Origin of the sequence: uncultured Shewanella sp., from assembly GCF_947501665.1 — a bacterium.
GTDB lineage: Bacteria > Pseudomonadota > Gammaproteobacteria > Enterobacterales > Shewanellaceae > Shewanella.
Genome location: NZ_CANMWS010000024.1, coordinates 60,287 through 77,999 on the forward strand (window position 1 = coordinate 60,287; position 17,713 = coordinate 77,999).

Here is a 17,713-nt window from a genome sequence, read left to right on the forward strand (position 1 = left end):
AATATTATGAGCGGCGATTTCTCAAGATTTACTTTTGACCCCCAAAAAAATTATTCAAAGGTATTGATGCAACAGGGGCGAGTGATACTCGATGCTGATTGGAATGAAATGCAATCCATTATCAGCAACCAAACGCAACACTTGGTGAATGATCTGGTGGGGGATGTGGCTTACCCGACAAACGATCCCGCTTTTACGCCTCAAGTGCGTGGAGGCTTACGGTTTGATGGGAAAAAGGATTTTGTACTGATAGACAATCAGGGGATGAATTTTTCGTGGCATCAACATTTTAGTATTATCGCATCATTAACATTATCTCAGACGGGGCAAAATGCGGTTATTTTGAGTCAGTGGAGTACATTAACGCAGTATGGTATTGAAACGGGCATGACGTTTGGTGTGTCGGCAGAAGGTTTGCTTTATTTACAGCGAACCATTGCGACCGATACTCGTGTTGAAGTGGAAACCTTAAGTGCTGATAGTGCTATCCCTTTTGATACTGAACTGCAGTTAGCTGTGACTTATAACGGTTCCAGTATTCGTTTGTATGTTAATGCCAAGGAAGTGTTATGTGAATTTGAGCCCCAATTGGGGGTACTTGAAGCTGGAACGATAACGATTGGTGCTTGGTTAGAGGGACGTTTACCGAGTCGTAATATGAAAGCGTGTTTGTATGATATGGCGATTTATTCTCGGGCTTTAGCGTTAAATGAATTGAGCTTTAATGCATTTAGCCATCGTCAAATTGACGAGATGGGGTTGCAGGCCTGGTGGCCTTTTACTGAGGGAGAAGGCGAGTCAAGTCGAGATATTTCTGGTCATGGACACCATGGATTACTTGGGGCTGGCGTTAGTGAGAATACACCCACTTGGTTACCTTCTCGGTTATCTTTTAGCCCGGGGCGAGTGTATGTTGATGGCGTGATAGCAGAGCAATGTCAGGGGGTAGATTTTTTAATTAACGAACAAGATAACGGCTGTTTTATGACGTATCTTGATATGCAGCAAAGGTTAATTTCTGCGATTGATGATCCGAGTTTATTAGAGCCTGGATTAATGGGGGTCGATACGTCGGTGAGGGTGCAGACACAATTGGTGATGAGGCGCTTTCCCGATGTTTCTACCTTTGACAATCTTGAGGCATTAGCGCAAGCATGGACAATGTTTCAAGCGGCCAGAGAGCGTGTGGGCCAAATAAAAGTGAATACACTACCTAAAAGAGCCCCCTTTAAAAGCACCTTATATCGCGTGCAAATTGTAGAAGATGTCGATTTAGCGATTAAGAAAACACTGCCAGTAGTTTGGAGCAGTGATAACAGTGCATTGGCTTATCGCGTGACACAGTCTGCTCATCAGAGCCTACATGTGCAGGGGTTGGAACGCCGTGATCGGCAGCTTATTTCGGGAAGCTATTTTTCGTTATTGGATAGTGGAGGGCATGAAGTGCATAGTGCGGATAGTTTACTGAGGGTGACTGAAATCGATCTTGCGCAAGGTATAGTGAGTTATTCTGGGGAACTTAATTCAACTGCCACGCCTGTTAAATTGATGCATTGGCAAACGACGATTATACCTATCAAATTGGATGATGCTGGCATGAGCTTGAATATTGATGATCGCCTTCAGTTAGGTTTTAAGCTTGATACCTTGTATTGCCGTGGTGATTATTGGCTTATTCCTACTCGAGCTGCTCAAGATACGTTAGCAGTGAAAGAAAATGTGTGGCTATCGCCTTTTGAGAAGCGATCGTTTCATCAAAGTGTGGCGGCTTTTGAGCGGCAAGAGGGGACTTTATGGCTACAAAAAGATTGGCGTAAGGCGTTTATGTCTGCGGTTCAATGGCGGCAATTTTTACGCCAAAGCGGTGGTGTTATGACGGGCCCCTTAACGTTAAAAAAAACGTTAAGAGTAGAAGGTGACGCGCAATTTGATGGAAATGTTATTCTCAAGGGGGAGTTAAGCTCGCAATCTATTGGTTCTGAACAATTAAAAGATCACAGTGTGACTCATCATAAGTTAGCCCAAAATGTCGGACTGCATTTAGGGCAATGTGTGTTAAGCCAACATGAAACCCCCCTTCCGGGTTATGTCAAAGTGGGGAATATCATTGGAGATACTGAACATGCGACTTGGCAATCCAGTGAATATACTTTGCCGCTGACAGGGCCTTTCTTTGCCCATAACTTAGGGCAGCGGGTGATATTGTTATATGGTAGCGGGGAAGTGTTTGAAGTCATACAAAAAGAGAACAGCGTTATTGATTTTGATGAAAAAGCCTCTTTTCCTGGAGAGGTGGTAAGGCAATTTGCCACTTGTGTTCTGGATGGGGATTTATATGTGGCTGGTGGGAAAAATGCTGAGGGGCAAAAAAGCCAGCAATGTTATTGTTATGACTTATTATCAGACCGTTGGGAAAAAAAGGCGGATTTAATACATCCTACCAGTCATATGGCGTTAGCAAGTTGGGATGGAAAAATTTACGGTATTGGGGGAATGCAAACACGCTTGTTAGGGTTGTTACAGCACAGTCCCAGCCGTCATTTATGGTGTTATGATCCTGAGTTTAATCGTTGGAAGTCATTAATGCCGATGCCTGATGACCGTTATTCTGGTGGGGCTGTGATGGTGAATGGTCTTTTACATTATATTGGTGGCTCCGATCGTGAATTGTCAGGCCTTCTATCGGAGTCATTTTGTAATACGCATTTTGTTTATCATCCTAAAGAGGACCGTTGGCAACAAGCATTACCTATTCCTCTTGCCCGTAGTCGATTTGGTATTTTTGCGTTAAATGACAAAATATATTGTTTAGGGGGACGGACAGGTAAAGGGTATACCGCTAATGTGCAAGTTTATAACCCTGAAACTGATTATTGGGAAGCAGAGGCTTCATTAAATGTGCCTCGCAGTCATGTTGTACCAGTATTATTACATGAAGTGATTTATGCTTTGGGCGGCAAGCGAGAGGAGCAATATACTGACTTTATTGAAAACCAAAATGATAGTACTGAGTTTTTTGTGCATAGATTAGAACGTTATTTAGAGTAATCCCCATTGATGATGTCTTATAGCTATAGCGACAAAAGGAGAGTGTATGCAGACTCACATTACAGGTGTATCGGAGCAGGCAGCGCCTAAAAAAGCGTTGCAACATAATAGTGTACCTACTCATCGAGTGTCTAAGGGCGTGATGCACAGTGCGAGTCAAAGTTTATTGTCTATTTCGTCTCAAACATCGTCTGAGTCGAGTCATAAAGGATTACCTGAACGGTTAAAGCTGGGGATTGAGCAGTTATCAGGTCATTCAATGGACGATGTTAAAGTGCATCGGAATTCTTCAAAGCCAGCTCAATTACAGGCTCATGCTTTTGCTCAGGGAAATGATATTTATTTGGGGGCGGGGCAAGAAAAGCATTTACCTCACGAAGCCTGGCATGTCGTACAACAAAAACAAGGTCGGGTTCAGTCTACGTTACAATTGCAATCAGGCACATTGATCAATGATTTGCCTCACTTGGAACGAGAAGCCGATGTGATGGGCACGAAAGCGTGGACTCAAGGCTCTCATTTCGATCGTGAACAATGCCAACTTAACGCCGCGACAACGCGCCAAGTGTCCTCTTCGGTTGCTCAGTGTGCACGAACGGTGATTGTCGGAGAAGCCCATGGTTTGCCTAAAATTCGAGTGAAGCGAAAGCGGACATTTTTTTCGACAAATCCTGGGGGGAAATGGGTGAGACAATCAGAGCCGAGCAAGTTAGCCGCAGCGCTTATTCAGCACAATAATTTTACGTCTCCAGCGAGCTTTCAAGGAGAGTTAGAACGTCAGATGAGGATTAATGGTGGCTTAAAAAAAGTCATGGATACTGCAGAGCGTATTTCTAATGGTAACGATGCTAAATGGGGAGCAGAAGATAATCTTATTGGTGAAGGCAGTAGCGCTCGAGGGGCTGGAGCCGTTGCCCCTAAAAGTACGCGAACTCATATTGAGGATCCTATCATTAGAGCCGATGCGTCGTTTATTCGAGCGTTGTCAGCGCTGGGTGGACATACATTGCCTAAAAATATTGTCGAAAGAGGTTTTCCCAATAAATCGGGCTATCAAGTGTTAAAGTTGATTGGTAATAGAGTCGTTGCTGAAGCGGAAAGTAAGTTGAGTCGAACCTCGGCGCCTATTCAAGCTAAATGGGCGTCATTAAAGGCGCAAAATGGATTATTAGGACAAGTAGTGGCGCGATCGCCAAGTATTGCTGTGACCGATGAAACGGGAGCAAGTAATGTGGTGGTGCCTCAAGGTAATAAGAGTCAATGGGCTGATCAGGTGATAATGCAAATAGAGAAGGGGTTGCAAGCATTATTAGTAACCGTGGTCGATGAAATCATTAAAACCTTAGGCGCTGATTTTAACCGTCCACTTCTTGCTAGCCCTATGAGTAAGCAATTGATTGATGATATTGCAACAGCGAAATATGGCAGTGCGGCCAGTGTGTTAAGCCGTATGCATGCCATTGCCAGTATTGCGCGCACCTTGACGCAATTAAGTGGCATATCGAATACGAATGATCGTTATAGGGCTCAAAACCCAAGTATCGCTCACCCTAGACAAGGTTATATTGTTGGTGACAGCCATTTAACGGATCTCGTGGAAATTAAAAGGGTACATACTGATAATGATCCCTTAAAGTCGCTTATTGATAATGCTAGCATTGTCAGAGAAAGTGCCTACGGTAATTTAAGAAGGGCGGCGATCAATGCGGTGATTACCACACGCAGAACGCCCACGCTTGAGATTAGTTAACCTGATGTGAGGGAGGTGACTATCACATCAGGTTAGTTAGGCATGAAGAAATAAGAGCCAACATTTTGTCTGACAACCGGGGCTTCACTGCCTTGTGATTGGCTAAAAATATACCGACCTGTTTTTTCATCTTGGCACATTAACGTCAGCTCAAAAGAAGAGACAAGTGTGTCTTGCTGCATGAGTGTTGTTGTTATTAAAGCAATGTCAGCGGCGAGTACTTGATATGAATATTTTCCTGATAATGTTTCTCCTGTGTGTAAGGAGCGTTCTGTTAATTGAGTTTTAGAGAAGCTGAACTCTTGTAATTCCCCTGCCCTTGGATTGTTGTGGGTATATTGCCCATCGAGTTCTAATATCATCAATTTTCCCGACAATGTGCTGGGTAATGTGCATGGGGCTGAGAATACAGGTAATGGAGAAATCATGAATAAATAAAATGTGAGTGTCACCAGTGTTATTTTCATGGGCTGTCCTTGCTTATTTTTTTAGTTGATATGTGTGACATGGATTCATTGAGTGAAATCAATTTGTATTATGTAATCGCCGGAGTCTTGTCTGACATCAGGCTGAATTGTGCCTTGAATCTGGCTAAAAATAAATTTACCGGTGAGTGCTGTTTTACAGACTAGAATTTCTCTATAAATAGCGGGTTCTGGCCCTTCGGTCAGTTTTACTTCTAATAATCCTATTCCTGGGGTGAGTCGATTATATTGATATTGGCCTTTACTTGCTTCTCCTGTGGTCATGTTCATATCTTGGATTTGTGTACTAGTAAAAGTTAAGGCTTGCAAATTTCCAGCTTTGGCATTGGTGGGGGCATGCATACCATTGATACCGATGAGGATACGGCTACCGACTAAAGAGAGGGGCAATTCGCAGTTTTGGACCGAAGCATTAACTGAACAGGTTATCATTAGACATATCATTAAGGCTATTGTGTATTGGGTTCTATGTGGCATTTATCGACTCCAACATTGTGGTATGTTAAATAAAATTATTGTTCGATAATGTAAACGCCAGTATTTTGCCGTATGTCAGGCTTCACGGGTCCTTGGGTTTGACTAAAAATAAAATAGCCCACGCGATCAGTCTCACAAACAAATGTTTCTGAGTATAAGGCCAAGTCTTTTCCTTTTCCTTCTCGAACACTGAGTCTAGCGAGTTTTGGATCAAAATATTGATATCGGTATGAGCCTGAGGCTGTCGCTCCAGTATTGAGTATGGTTAATTGATAGGTATTTTTTTTAAATTTTAATTCCTGCACAGTATCTGCCATAGGATTGTTGGGTGTAAACACGCCATCAACGCGGATTAAAATTGTCTTGCCTTCTAACGTTTTGGGTAATTGGCACCCAAGAGCATACTGGATGTTCATGCAGGCTAATAAAATGACAAATATTGTCCATCGTTTCATATGGGCTCCTTAAAAGACTATTTTACTTTATGTTGCGTATCATGTAATTGCCGGTATTTTGTCGAATATGAGGAAGCCGAGGTCCTTCAATTTGGCTATAGATATAGTAACCCGCTTTTTGGCTTGTACAGACAAGCGTCATGCTGTAGCGGATAACCCTTGGACCTAATATTTGCCTTATTGTTAACTTTGCGAGGTCATCGTCCAAAGTGAGATAGGTGTATTTACCAATAAAATGATGATTATTTTGCACGACTTGAGTCGAGAAGTTTTCTTTAGAAAAAGAGGTTTGTAATACGCCTATGGGATCGGGGCTGAAATGACCATATTCTTCATCGACCGTGAAAAGTAAGGTGAGTCCATTGAGGTGTTTTGGCACGTCACATATTTCTGCCCATGCGGGAAGGCTGAACATGAACAAAATGAAGAAACTGTGCTTTAACATATTATGGCGGTAATAATTGTGGTCATTAAATTTGCCATTAAGTATAGCTAAAATATTAAAGGATATGAGTGTCAGTTTGGTTCTTTTTAAGAGAGGCCTTTATCCTTATATTGATTTAGCGATAGCTTAGATAGGTTAAGGATAAAGGGGAAAATATTTTATGGCTTCATTTGAAACCCAGTGGTATTAGGCACTCACTAATTCAAGGTTAAAATCTTGTTTGATTATGTCCCCTGTTTTGATGTGATGTGCTAATGCTTTCATAATGGTATTCAGTCGCTTTGACATATTTCCTTGGATCATTAACACATTCATCGCGGCTCCCAAAATACTGAGCTTCATATCATAGTCCATCACGATAGTCATCTGGGTTGCGCCAGTGGCTGTTGAGGTTAATGTCCAATGAGAGTCAAAGCGTCCAATAGGACCTTTAAACTCTCTAATTTGCAGTGTAAAAGCATAGTTATCCTTATCTAGGTGAGTGATTTCTTCTACCACATTGGTGCCATCATAGAAATTACAGCGGCGAGTGGCGCCTATGCCTGTAGCGTTATGACTGAGTAAATCGGCGAAATCGACACTAGGATGCCAATTGGCGACTAAAGTAACATTTTCGATGTGTGCCCATACGGTGTCGATATCAGCATCAAGGCGTTGGGTGACTGTGACTTTGCTCATGAGATGGTTCCTTCTTCGTTGTATTAAGGATTAGCGGGTTGACTGAAGGAGACTATAGAAAGAATTTTTATCTAGGTATATAGACATTATCGTTGTTTTATTATTTCAATTATGTACATAATTGAAGCATGAAAATACAGCATATCGACGATCTTAAGGTGTACGTACAAGTTATCGACTCGGGACACCTTGCTGCAGCGGGTCGAGTCTTGGGGCTTTCTGCGACCTTAGTGAGTCGAAGACTTGCTCGCTTAGAATCAGCATTGGGTGTTCGCTTATTAGCCCGCACAACACGGCGTATACATGTGACTGACGAAGGCAAGGTCTTTTATGCCCGTTGCCAACGTATTTTGTCTGAGCTGGATGATGCTGAAAGGGAGCTACAACCCATTTCAAATGTTGTCTCAGGGACTGTGAAAGCCGTATTGCCCACCTCAATGTTGTCATACGGCATTATGGATGCACTTAATGATTTTATGATGCAACATCCACAGCTGACAGTTCAAGTGCAACTGTCTGATGAACCTGTGGATTTATTGGCGGGAGGCTGGGATGTGGCGACGCATATAGGTGTGCCTCACGATAGTAGTCATATTGGACGACGTTTAGGGAGTCTTTCGCCAAAAATCGCCGCAACGCCAGATTATCTTGCTCAACACGGGATCCCTGAAACCCCATTTGAATTGAGCCAACATGAATGTATTCGTGTCGTGAGAAGTGGCGAAGTGCATGAGTATTGGCCCATTATGAATGAAAGTGGTGAAGTGCAAAAAGTGCCCATAAATGGTCGACTTATTTGTCATGACTTTATCACGCTGTATAGCGCTTTATGTGCGGGGGTAGGGATCGGCCTTATTCCTGTTGCGGCGTTACGTAAGGCTCAAGAGAAAGGAGAGTTAACCGAAATTTTACCTCATTGCCGAGTTGAAGGGGTGACACTTTATGCCATTATTCCCTCGGGCCGCAATAAGTTGCCTAAAGTGCAAGTGTTTGTGGATTGGTTGACGTCTTTTATGGAAATATTGAATGGATAGCGCAGGTAATGTTTGACTGAGTTAAGAGCCAAAGGAAATGGATAACGGCGACAAATCATTAAGATGTAAACGAATAGTCATTTAAAAAGGAGTTGATATGAGCTTAGCGTTAATCAGTGATCCATCGACAAAGAATGGAACAGCGGCAATTAAGTTAGCATTAACCGATTGTCACAGTCCGCAACCGCAAGTGGGGTATATTGCGTCAGAGCCTGATATTGACCGACGTTACTTCACTCAAACAAAGCAAATATATGATAAATGCGGCGTGGAACTGAGCACCTATATTGAGCTTGAAGCCGAATTTGATGATGGGGCTTTTCAGCATTTATTGACCTTAGATGTCATTCACTTGTCCGGTGGGAATACATACCGTTTTTTGTTTGCATTACATCAGCGTCATTTACTGCCTGCTTTAAGTGATTATGTACAAAGTGGTGGTGTATTAATTGGTGTGAGTGCAGGTGCAATGATCATGACCCCCTCGATTGTGACCGCCAGCTTATGTGGTGATGTAAATAGCGTGGGGTTAACAGATTTGTCCGGATTAGGCTTAACCTCGTTTACTTTTGTTCCACATGGGTGTCATAGTGATGAAGAGGTTGATAGCGTTCGTCAGTTTGTTAAGGAAGAAAGCGTTCGATGTTATTTATGCCGTGATGAAGACAGTTTGGTGTTGCTGAAAGGGCATAAGCAATGGACATTATTTGGAAAGCCAATGTTGGTGATTTGATCGAATAATCAAATGGTATATTTTATTTCTGGTTCCAGTTTATGTGGTGGACGCCAGATGGTGAGTGCCCGCAATGTGAACATCACAGATCCAATATGGCGCTGTTGAACTTTTATTGGTCGTAGTCGTTAAGTGTGTTTGATTGACTCACATTAAATAAGCTTAGAATGACGTTTAAGCGTATTTTTATTGGATGACTCATTGAATTTCATCGCCTTATTGATATTTATAACAACTTCCATGTTTAAAAGCCAGTTCGGCATCTATGCCTCTCGTTCGAAGCGTTTTACAAAGTAAAACCTCACCCTGCCGCGGGGGAAGGTCGTGAGTGTTCACTCATACTGGGAAATCAATAACTTCATTTGTTTAAAGTTATCTTATTTGAACTGATTGGGCTTATTTAAGTTAATTGCTGCCGCAGGTTAGAGTCGTGAGTTCCCACTCACACTGGGCCAAAAGGGGAACCGCAGCAATCCCCTCTTGGATCACCTTGCTGCCCCAACGGAGTAAGGCACTTTAATTTTCAATGTACAAAAATAGCTATCGCCTCATATTCGCCTTCCATGGCTCAACTAAGGCTATTTCGACTTCCTGTCTCAATCACGATATTTTTTATTGAAAAATAAAGTTACTCCGATGGGGATCTCAAAGCAGGGTGTTTCTTTGAATTAGCTTTATGGGTAAAAGTGTGAGTTATCTCTATGGTTTTGCATTGGATTACTATTGTTTAAAACATTTTGTTTACAAAAGTATCTTGGTGGTGGTATTTTTCGGGTTGGTGTGGAAGTAGTAGTTTATTTGTTAAGTCGCAGCTGAGAAACTTGCGTATGGGCAATATGGAAAGGTTAAATTTCACAAGGAAGCTCAGTGAAGCACGATACTGAAAAATACCGTCAAATCTTTGCGAGTATGTCTCCTGAAGCAGTAGAGGAGATGAATCAAAAGAATGATGATGAGCATCAAAGGCAAGCTACTGCCTTCAAAGAGGGATATAAAAAGGATATCTGCTATCTCTGTGGAAAGCCATTTAAAACTATAAGCAAGGAAAACCCTTGTCTGCATTGGCTTTTGCGCCAATGTAAATTTAAAAAAAAGGATTTTCCAAAAATCTATAAGAAATATGGTTACGGAAATTTGGCTGCATTCATTAGATGGTGCGCCAACCAGAAGAGACTACATTCCAGTATCAATGATCTTGAAGAAGAGAAGTCTGATAGAAAAGTTCTTTCATATACGGTCAAGTGGAAAAATATAGAGTGGACTTTCGACTGTTCAAAGAATGACTTCATAGGCCATGAGGGAACCACCATTGATTTTCCTCATTATCACTTTCAAATGAGAATAGATGGAAGGCAGTTTATAAATTTCAATGATTTCCATGTTCCATTTACCGATGAAGATGTCTTTGTTCTAAAAAACAGCCTAGAGCAAGGTGATTGCTTTAAACATAACTTTGGAGCTATCGGGTCTGGTATGCAGGATGCTGTTACTATAGATCCTGATCTTGCACTAGAGTATATGAGCAACGCCGACGAAGATGATGCAACTTATCACCTTTCTACAACGATTGAGGCAATTGATAAGCCAATACCCGGAGAGCTCATTGACGAAATTAGGCAGGAATCTTTGGAAACAGGAAAATCCATGACATTAATAGCAAAAGAAAAACTGAAAGGTATCGCGATTGTCAAAACATCAATATCCCCTGCGGACTCAATCCCAGATATTGCATCTAGGACCGAGCATAAGCGCAGATGAAATTTAATAAGTCAATCAATGTCGCCCCTTAGGGCTGGACCTCAGCAGTACGTGCTCCAGCCCATTATTGAGGTGTTATGAAGCACAAGGTAATCTCTGCCACAAGGAGTAGGCATATATATGAAAGCTAGATTTCTTAAAACAACAGATCAAAGTATCAGAAGCCAATTATCAGGTGTAAAACCAGAGCAAGCATTAGCTGAATATATCTGGAATGGTTTCGATGCAAACGCTACGAAAATTGAAATCAATACTGAAATGAATGAATTGAATAGTTTTATTTCAATGAGCATTCAAGATAATGGTGATGGCATCGATTATGATGACCTTGAAAATACATTAGATTTATTTCTTGATTCGAAAAAGAAAAATATCTCAAAGCCTACAACAAGAGGCAAAAAAGGCCGTGGCCGTTTTACCTTTATCAAGTTTTGTGACCAAGCCCATTGGGAAACGTCATCAGGTAACAATGGTTTTTGTTTTACAATTGATTCTGGTTATTTAAATAAATATGAACCAGAGAAAATAGTAAAAACCAAAAAAAATAAAAAAGGGACAAAGGTTGTTTTTTCGCACATTAAAGGTGTCGACTTTAACCTCTTTAATGATCATATAGTTCCTTTCTTAAGAAATGAATTTACTTGGTTGCTTGTATCAAACCCTAAATTGAAACTGATAGTAAACGGAGTTCAATTAAATACTTCAGATTATAAGACGATTCCTCATCAAGAAGAATTCGAGGAAGGTGTTTTTAATCTAAACAGTGTTATTTGGGAAGAGAAACCAAACCAAGAAAAGTCGTTGGTATATTTTATTAACTCTTCTAATGAGATTGTTCATAAAGAGTTATCAGAGCTAAATTTGAAAGGCTTTTATTGTTCTTCTTATGTTTCTTCTGATTGGTTCGACGGCTTTAATAGGAAATTAGATCTTTTCTCGGGTAATAAAAACCCCGAGTCAGAGGTGTTTGTTACTATTTTAGCTCTAGCAAAAAACAAATTAAGACAAGAGTATATAAACTTTAGAAACTCTGCTGCTGAAAATTTAATACAGCAATATATCAAAGAGGGGGTTTTTCCTGAAATGAGCGGAGATAACCGTGTTCTTAACGAGTTTCATCGCGAGCAACTGATATCTACTATTAAAACAATTTATGAAGCAGAGCCTGCGGTATTTTCCAAGCAATTAAATAAATCTCAAAAGCGTATTTTGATAAAACTTTTAGATAGGATTGTTCAATCAAATAGGCTTTCAGAATTATTTGATGTATTAGATGGAGTCGTTTCTTTATCAGAGGATGACATGGGACGGATATCTGGCCTTCTGCAAAGAACATCTTTAGAAAATATAACAAAAACGGTTGAGCATGTTAGAGATCGCCTGGATATTATTCAAAGCTTTAAATCATTAATATACGATCATAAAAAATTCGCACTTGAAGTGCCGCATATTCAAAAATGTATTGAATCAAATCTATGGATCTTTGGTGAAAAATATCACTTACTAACATCTGAAGAAGATAAGTTTGATCAAGCTCTAAGGTCTTTATTGGACTTTAAATCAAAAGATAGATACTACGATAGAAAGCCTTTAACACATCCAAATAAAAATAAAGAAATGGATCTGTTTATCGCACAAAAAGGCTTTAAAGTTTCTGATGATGATAAAAAGTATTTTCATCACGTTGTTATTGAACTTAAGAGGCCTAGCATAAAGCTAGGAGATAAAGAGTTAGCACAAATTAAAGCTTATAAAAATGTAATAGCAAATGAGCATCAATTTCAAGATGAAACCTCGATATGGGACTTTGTGCTCATAGGGAATGAAATTTCTGAAAGTAAAATAACAGCAGCGGATTTACGCTCGGATTTGGAAACTAATAGAATTCACGGTGAACCTGGTTTAGTCCAAAAGACTGGGAACTTTAGAATTATAGTTAAAACTTGGAAGCAAATTCTTAATGAGTTTGAGTTAAGGTACAACGAGATATCAAATAAATTAAGCTTAAAGGAGCTAGAGATTGTAGCTTCTAGCCCAAATAAACTGACAAAAGATATTGAAAGTGTTTCATATGAAGCTAATTAACATAAGATGTAATAGCTCAGACATATACAGACGCTCCCGTTGACTGTTGGGATAGCCGAAACACTGTGCTGATTTGTCTGCCCCTGTGCGGGGTGCTATACGTATAAAGGATTTTGTATTGTGCTTGAAGGATTGTTTTCAATAGTCATTGCGATAGCTGAAGCTATTTTTGCTGTAATATCTGTTTTAGCTGAATTAATCGCAGGCTTTTTTGTTGCTGCAGGTGAAACGCTGACTTTTATTGATTTAGGTGCCTTGTTAGTCGTTTTGCTCTTTGAAGTGATGCTTTGGTTTATCTTGTGGCTCCTTGAGTTAACGGTTTCCTTGTTTAAATGGCGTAAGCCTCATTTAGTTAAAAAACCAGTATTGTGGCGACCTAAACCTAAGCTTAAACCTAGAAAGATAGCAGACACAGCTTAGGTGTTAAGAAACACCAATCCTTATTGTTATCATTGTTTAAGTGACGACTTAGCATACAAGGCTCAGTCAGTGACATGCGTAAAAGTAGGCTGGATGTCGAACAATTTTGCGATTGGAAACGCGATGCTGTCACTGGCAGCTAACAGTTTAAGAAGCGCGTTGATAAGCAGTCACTCACCCAAGCCTTTCCCTTTGTATCGTTTATCGATAGCCAAACGAGTAATAATGACATACTTAACCAGCATATAACCAAAGGTGAATACTTTTTTCTCGTGAGTCATGTTAGCATCGTGATTAAAGTGTAACCGTAACACTATTTTTATATTTTCAATAGGTTATTAGTTTTTATCAGGAGATACAATGAGCAGTACAGATAGGGAAGCATTCGCATTATCCCAAGAATATGTGGGTTTTTGGGCCAGATTTGGGGCGACTATTCTTGACACTATATTATTGAGTTTGGTTATTCTTCCATTACTTTTTTTAATTTACGGTTCTGAGTTAAGCGATGTCGAATCCACAGGGGTTAATGTCGTTGATTTTTCGCTCAATCATATTTTTCCGCTAGTCGTGAGTGTGTTATTTTGGGTGTATAAGTCCGCAACGCCTGGGAAAATGGTCTTTAAAGCCCAAGTTGTTGATGCTAAGACTGGCAAGCCTCCATCGGTGAAGCAGTCAATTATTCGTTATATTAGTTATTATATTTCACTTATTGTGCTGGGGCTGGGTTTTTTATGGGTTATTTGGGATAAGAAAAAGCAAGCATGGCATGATAAATTAGCAGGTACAGTTGTGATAGCACCAAGGGATAAAGGGGCTGAAAATGTCACTTTCTCTTCAGCTGATACAGTAGTAGACAATAATTAAATAATCTGTTGTAGAGATAAGTAAAAGCGACTGCGATTATTATCATTCGAGTCGTTTTTATTGTTTGTCTCTTTTTTACCAACCTAAGTAAATAATTGGCGGCACTTTAGACTAGTACATCTAATTAACTATGCTATTACACCATTAATTATGGCTGTCTGTGTTGGTCACTTCTATGTTGGTCAATAAGCACGTCTTAATTTATGTTTAATACTTCTTATAATTATCACTCTTAGGTGGAAAATCATTAGTATCTAACCTAGGAATTAATAACCTAGAACCATTATCAATGTCAGCAACCTTAACTTCAGTCGTAAATGCTAATTGACAACCTTGAGACACTAACGCCATTACAACAGAGTCACTAGAAGCACCATAAGGATAACAAGCCGTCCATTGTGCCATATCGCATCCCATAGTCTCTAAAAACTCTTTAGATTTAGTTAACTCTACTTCTAATGAAGAATTATCCAGCTTGTTCCACCAATAATGATCATAGCCGTGACACCCTACATGCATACCATCTCTTACTAACTGTCTTATTTGACTTTCAGTCATATAAAGCTCTTTAGCAAACGCTTTTTCATTCATACCTACATACTTTTCAAAATATTGACTAGATAATAATTTTCTTAACTCTTCTGGCAGAGCATGCTGAAGCATTCGTTTAACAAAAATAACCTCTTTTGTGTCAAAGCGATTCTTTAATGCTAATTGATTAAAGTAATAATCAAAATCTTTTAAATTAAATTGTTTTTTATACGTTGATATATCTAGATTAATATCATCAATTATATCGTTCACATTAGATAAAGATGCAAGAATGAAGTGTATTTTATTTACATCTAATAATTCATGCTCCACAACAGCTTTGACCGGCACAAAAAAAGAACCTTGAAGACCAAACTCCTTAAGGATAGGATAAACATAATTAAAATGCTCAGCATAACCATCGTCAAAAGTGAGTAATAACGATTTTGGAGGTAAATGTTGCCCATCTAACGATGATATAACATCTTCCATTGTGACTATGTTATAGTTTTCCTTAAAAAAAGACAGCTGTTCAATAAAAAACTCAAGACTTAATCCTTTGATTTCTGGGTATCTTGAATTTTTTATGTTTCTCACATAGTGATACATAACCACTGTTAATGTTTTTTTCATAAGTTCTCCATAACCGGGCGGTCAAAGTCGCAATCTTGTTTGGTTATATACAAATTACCCATTTCATATAAATAAGGGGAATCATCATTACTCCACATAATCAATGACGTTGTAGAAGGGGTCCTCAACTCTATTGGATGGAATAAATGTGGAAAGTCAAAGAAATCACAATCTAATACAGATAGCCAGTTTTTATATATAAATAAAGAATTAACACCGGAGTTAGTCGAATAGAAATCTATTACATCCACTCCTAAGCTTGCGCCTTCATCTTCTAAAAAAGAAATTGCAGATAAACAAGTTTTTTTGTCTCCGAACAAGTCAACACAATGCATAATTTTTAATTCTTCAATAATATCAATTCGATAAATAACGATACATTTCCCATGTTTTTCATTTCCAATAATTTTAACGTTATAAGAAAATGATGGATGTTCTATATAACGCCATTTAATCCAATCGTAATTTCTTAAAAATAGATTATTACTTATAGAAAAATCATTAAAAATATCATCTACAACCTCTTTTGATGCGTCAAAAATAGTATACTTCTCATTCTTCACCTTTATCTTACTTAGCTTATTAACCAAAGGTGTACTATGTCCAAATTTTTTCACCACATCGTGATTTAACACTTTTACAAATCTAGGGATTGATTTTAGATACTTAAATCCCATTCTTAAATAAACAGGTAATGCTTGTTCTGATATGCCCATACCAAACATGACATTATACTTAGATTTAAGATAATCAAGCATCTTAGGGCCTAAGCCTAAATTTCTTGAGCTTTCTTTTACAATCCAGGTGGTTAGCTCCACTCCTTTTTTCTCTTCACCTTTTAAAAAAAAAGGTCTTTCTGTTAATCCCATCACAGCTACAATCTCGCCACTTTTTAAAGCCAGACAGCATTGATCACCGAGTTTATTTGGGGTGTTTGAAAATTGCCATTCATAAAACTTCTCATTAGAAAGTGCTATTCTTCTCGTCCAATTAGATTGATAGAAAAATGCAACAGAAGCCATATCTACATTCAATTCACTCGCAGAGCCTATCTCAATACTCATGACAAACCTATATGAAATTTAAATAAAAAAACATAACAACAATATTCATAATCTAGCAATAAAATCAATTTAATACGTTGTTATTACCTACTGTTATTAGATAACGCAACCTTAAACAATTGCTAGGTTTGAAAGTTGTTAAAGGCCCCTCTCTGGTGTTTAATATATGCTCTATCTAGGCTTGTTGCAAAATTTCCTTTATGACTCAGGATGTCGTCTTTAATTCTTAATATAGTGAAAATTTTTGATCAACCTTTTTATAAACAGCCATCATTAAAATCAACCCATTCCCCCATTGTTAACTTTATGGCTTTGTATGTTGAGCTTTGTATGTCACATGAGTAAAATCGATTGCTGAAACGTCGATTGGTTGTGTCGTAAGTTGTATTGATAAAATGAATAAGGAGGTTCAATCATGAGTTCTAATCAAGGAAATAGTCGATTTATCCAATTTTTAATACCCTTTGTTATTGCATTTTTAGGATCAAAAGTGATTTTTTATTATTGTTCTTTTGAGTATTCACTCTTGTCAGATCCTTTTAATAGTCAAAAATTTCTCATCGATCTTTTAGTCTTTGTTGGGCTGTTTTATGTTGGAATGATTGTTCATCGGTATGTTTCAAAGTTTAAAAATGGGCATTTGTGATTGGTGGACAATGTCATTTCATTAGGGGTAGAATGCGTGTTCGCGGCTGCACATATTGATTTTGCTATTCAATTTGAGAGACATATGATGCTAGTAGATAATGTGTTTCCTGAAGATTACGCAGAAATGCTGAATGTTTGGGAGAATTCAGTTCGAGCGACTCATGATTTCATAACAGAAGATGATATTGCGTTTTTTAAACCCATTATCATCGAGCAGGCTTTTCCTGCAGTCACCTTGAAGTGTGTAAAAAATGGTAAGGGTGCAATTTTAGGTTTTATGGGGATCCATGATGCAAAGGTTGAAATGCTATTCATTTTGAATGAAGCAAGAGGCCAAGGCGTGGGCAAAGTATTGTTGCAACACGCAATAAAACACTTAGGGGCAAGTAAAGTTGATGTCAATGAACAAAATCCATTAGCGGTCGGTTTTTACGAGCACATGGGTTTTAAGGTTGTTTCACGCTCCCCCTTAGATGATATGGGAAAACCTTTTCCAATTTTGCATATGATGCTGTAACGCTCGGTTTGTTGTTTATTGATGAGATCTATGGCTTTGTTAGAAGAAGCGCCCAAGGCTAATAACCTTGGGCGTTTCCGTTTGT

17 protein-coding genes are annotated in these 17,713 nt (G+C 39.0%); 10 read left to right on the top strand and 7 right to left on the bottom strand.

Features of this window, described 5'->3' with window-relative positions:
• Positions 1 to 6: 6 nt before the first annotated feature.
• Together Q0976_RS17885 and Q0976_RS17890 are read left to right on the top strand one after the other, a co-directional pair.
• A complete protein-coding gene (locus tag Q0976_RS17885) occupies positions 7 to 3,048 on the top strand; it encodes a DUF6519 domain-containing protein (RefSeq protein ID WP_299495240.1) in 3,042 nt (1,013 codons plus the stop codon).
• A 46-nt stretch (positions 3,049 to 3,094) separates the two neighbouring features.
• Positions 3,095 to 4,798, top strand: a complete 1,704-nt coding sequence (locus tag Q0976_RS17890; RefSeq protein ID WP_299495241.1) for a DUF4157 domain-containing protein — start codon at positions 3,095 to 3,097, stop codon at positions 4,796 to 4,798.
• Between the two features lie 32 nt (positions 4,799 to 4,830).
• Here the strand turns inward: Q0976_RS17890 and Q0976_RS17895 are convergent, their stop codons facing one another.
• The 5 genes from Q0976_RS17895 to Q0976_RS17915 all read right to left on the bottom strand — a co-directional run bounded on the left by Q0976_RS17895 (position 4,831) and on the right by Q0976_RS17915 (position 7,338).
• Complete coding sequence (locus Q0976_RS17895; protein WP_299495242.1) at positions 4,831 to 5,265, bottom strand: hypothetical protein; 435 nt, start codon at positions 5,263 to 5,265, stop codon at positions 4,831 to 4,833.
• Positions 5,266 to 5,310: 45 nt separating this feature from the next.
• On the bottom strand, positions 5,311 to 5,715 hold the full coding sequence (locus Q0976_RS17900) for a hypothetical protein (protein WP_299495243.1): 405 nt from the start codon (positions 5,713 to 5,715) through the stop codon (positions 5,311 to 5,313).
• 80 nt (positions 5,716 to 5,795) lie between these two features.
• The gene (locus Q0976_RS17905; protein WP_299495244.1) at positions 5,796 to 6,215 is read right to left on the bottom strand and encodes a hypothetical protein; all 420 of its coding nucleotides are present in this window, start codon (positions 6,213 to 6,215) and stop codon (positions 5,796 to 5,798) included.
• A 22-nt stretch (positions 6,216 to 6,237) separates the two neighbouring features.
• Positions 6,238 to 6,660 (bottom strand): hypothetical protein, encoded by a 423-nt coding sequence (locus tag Q0976_RS17910; protein ID WP_299495245.1) that lies wholly within the window; start codon positions 6,658 to 6,660, stop codon positions 6,238 to 6,240.
• Between the two features lie 186 nt (positions 6,661 to 6,846).
• The gene (locus tag Q0976_RS17915) at positions 6,847 to 7,338 is read right to left on the bottom strand and encodes an SRPBCC family protein (protein ID WP_299495246.1); all 492 of its coding nucleotides are present in this window, start codon (positions 7,336 to 7,338) and stop codon (positions 6,847 to 6,849) included.
• Between the two features lie 128 nt (positions 7,339 to 7,466).
• Here Q0976_RS17915 and Q0976_RS17920 point away from each other — a divergent pair, with 128 nt between their 5' ends.
• From Q0976_RS17920 to Q0976_RS17945, 6 genes are all read left to right on the top strand, one after another.
• On the top strand, positions 7,467 to 8,372 hold the full coding sequence (locus tag Q0976_RS17920) for a LysR family transcriptional regulator (RefSeq protein WP_299495247.1): 906 nt from the start codon (positions 7,467 to 7,469) through the stop codon (positions 8,370 to 8,372).
• A gap of 97 nt (positions 8,373 to 8,469) precedes the next feature.
• Positions 8,470 to 9,105 carry a Type 1 glutamine amidotransferase-like domain-containing protein gene (locus Q0976_RS17925; protein ID WP_299495248.1) on the top strand — a complete coding sequence of 212 codons (636 nt, stop codon included), beginning with the start codon at positions 8,470 to 8,472 and terminating at the stop codon, positions 9,103 to 9,105.
• Between the two features lie 867 nt (positions 9,106 to 9,972).
• Complete coding sequence (locus Q0976_RS17930; protein WP_299495249.1) at positions 9,973 to 10,863, top strand: hypothetical protein; 891 nt, start codon at positions 9,973 to 9,975, stop codon at positions 10,861 to 10,863.
• A 120-nt stretch (positions 10,864 to 10,983) separates the two neighbouring features.
• Entirely contained in the window at positions 10,984 to 12,948 is a 1,965-nt protein-coding gene (locus Q0976_RS17935; protein ID WP_299495250.1) for an ATP-binding protein, read from the top strand.
• A 120-nt stretch (positions 12,949 to 13,068) separates the two neighbouring features.
• Positions 13,069 to 13,368 carry a hypothetical protein gene (locus tag Q0976_RS17940; protein ID WP_299495251.1) on the top strand — a complete coding sequence of 100 codons (300 nt, stop codon included), beginning with the start codon at positions 13,069 to 13,071 and terminating at the stop codon, positions 13,366 to 13,368.
• A 360-nt stretch (positions 13,369 to 13,728) separates the two neighbouring features.
• The gene (locus Q0976_RS17945) at positions 13,729 to 14,235 is read left to right on the top strand and encodes an RDD family protein (protein WP_299495252.1); all 507 of its coding nucleotides are present in this window, start codon (positions 13,729 to 13,731) and stop codon (positions 14,233 to 14,235) included.
• A 207-nt stretch (positions 14,236 to 14,442) separates the two neighbouring features.
• Here Q0976_RS17945 and Q0976_RS17950 read toward each other — a convergent pair whose 3' ends face one another.
• Entirely contained in the window at positions 14,443 to 15,399 is a 957-nt protein-coding gene (locus Q0976_RS17950) for a polysaccharide deacetylase family protein (RefSeq protein ID WP_299495253.1), read from the bottom strand.
• Positions 15,396 to 16,463 (bottom strand): GNAT family N-acetyltransferase, encoded by a 1,068-nt coding sequence (locus tag Q0976_RS17955; RefSeq protein ID WP_299495254.1) that lies wholly within the window; start codon positions 16,461 to 16,463, stop codon positions 15,396 to 15,398. Before Q0976_RS17955 ends, Q0976_RS17950 begins: the two co-directional genes overlap by 4 nt.
• A 415-nt stretch (positions 16,464 to 16,878) precedes the next feature.
• Between Q0976_RS17955 and Q0976_RS17960 the strand changes: the two genes are divergently transcribed.
• Together Q0976_RS17960 and Q0976_RS17965 are read left to right on the top strand one after the other, a co-directional pair.
• Positions 16,879 to 17,109: a hypothetical protein gene (locus tag Q0976_RS17960; protein WP_299495255.1), complete on the top strand. Its 231-nt coding sequence runs from the start codon at positions 16,879 to 16,881 to the stop codon at positions 17,107 to 17,109.
• An 87-nt stretch (positions 17,110 to 17,196) separates the two neighbouring features.
• Positions 17,197 to 17,628 (top strand): GNAT family N-acetyltransferase, encoded by a 432-nt coding sequence (locus Q0976_RS17965; RefSeq protein ID WP_299495266.1) that lies wholly within the window; start codon positions 17,197 to 17,199, stop codon positions 17,626 to 17,628.
• Positions 17,629 to 17,713 lie beyond the last annotated feature (85 nt).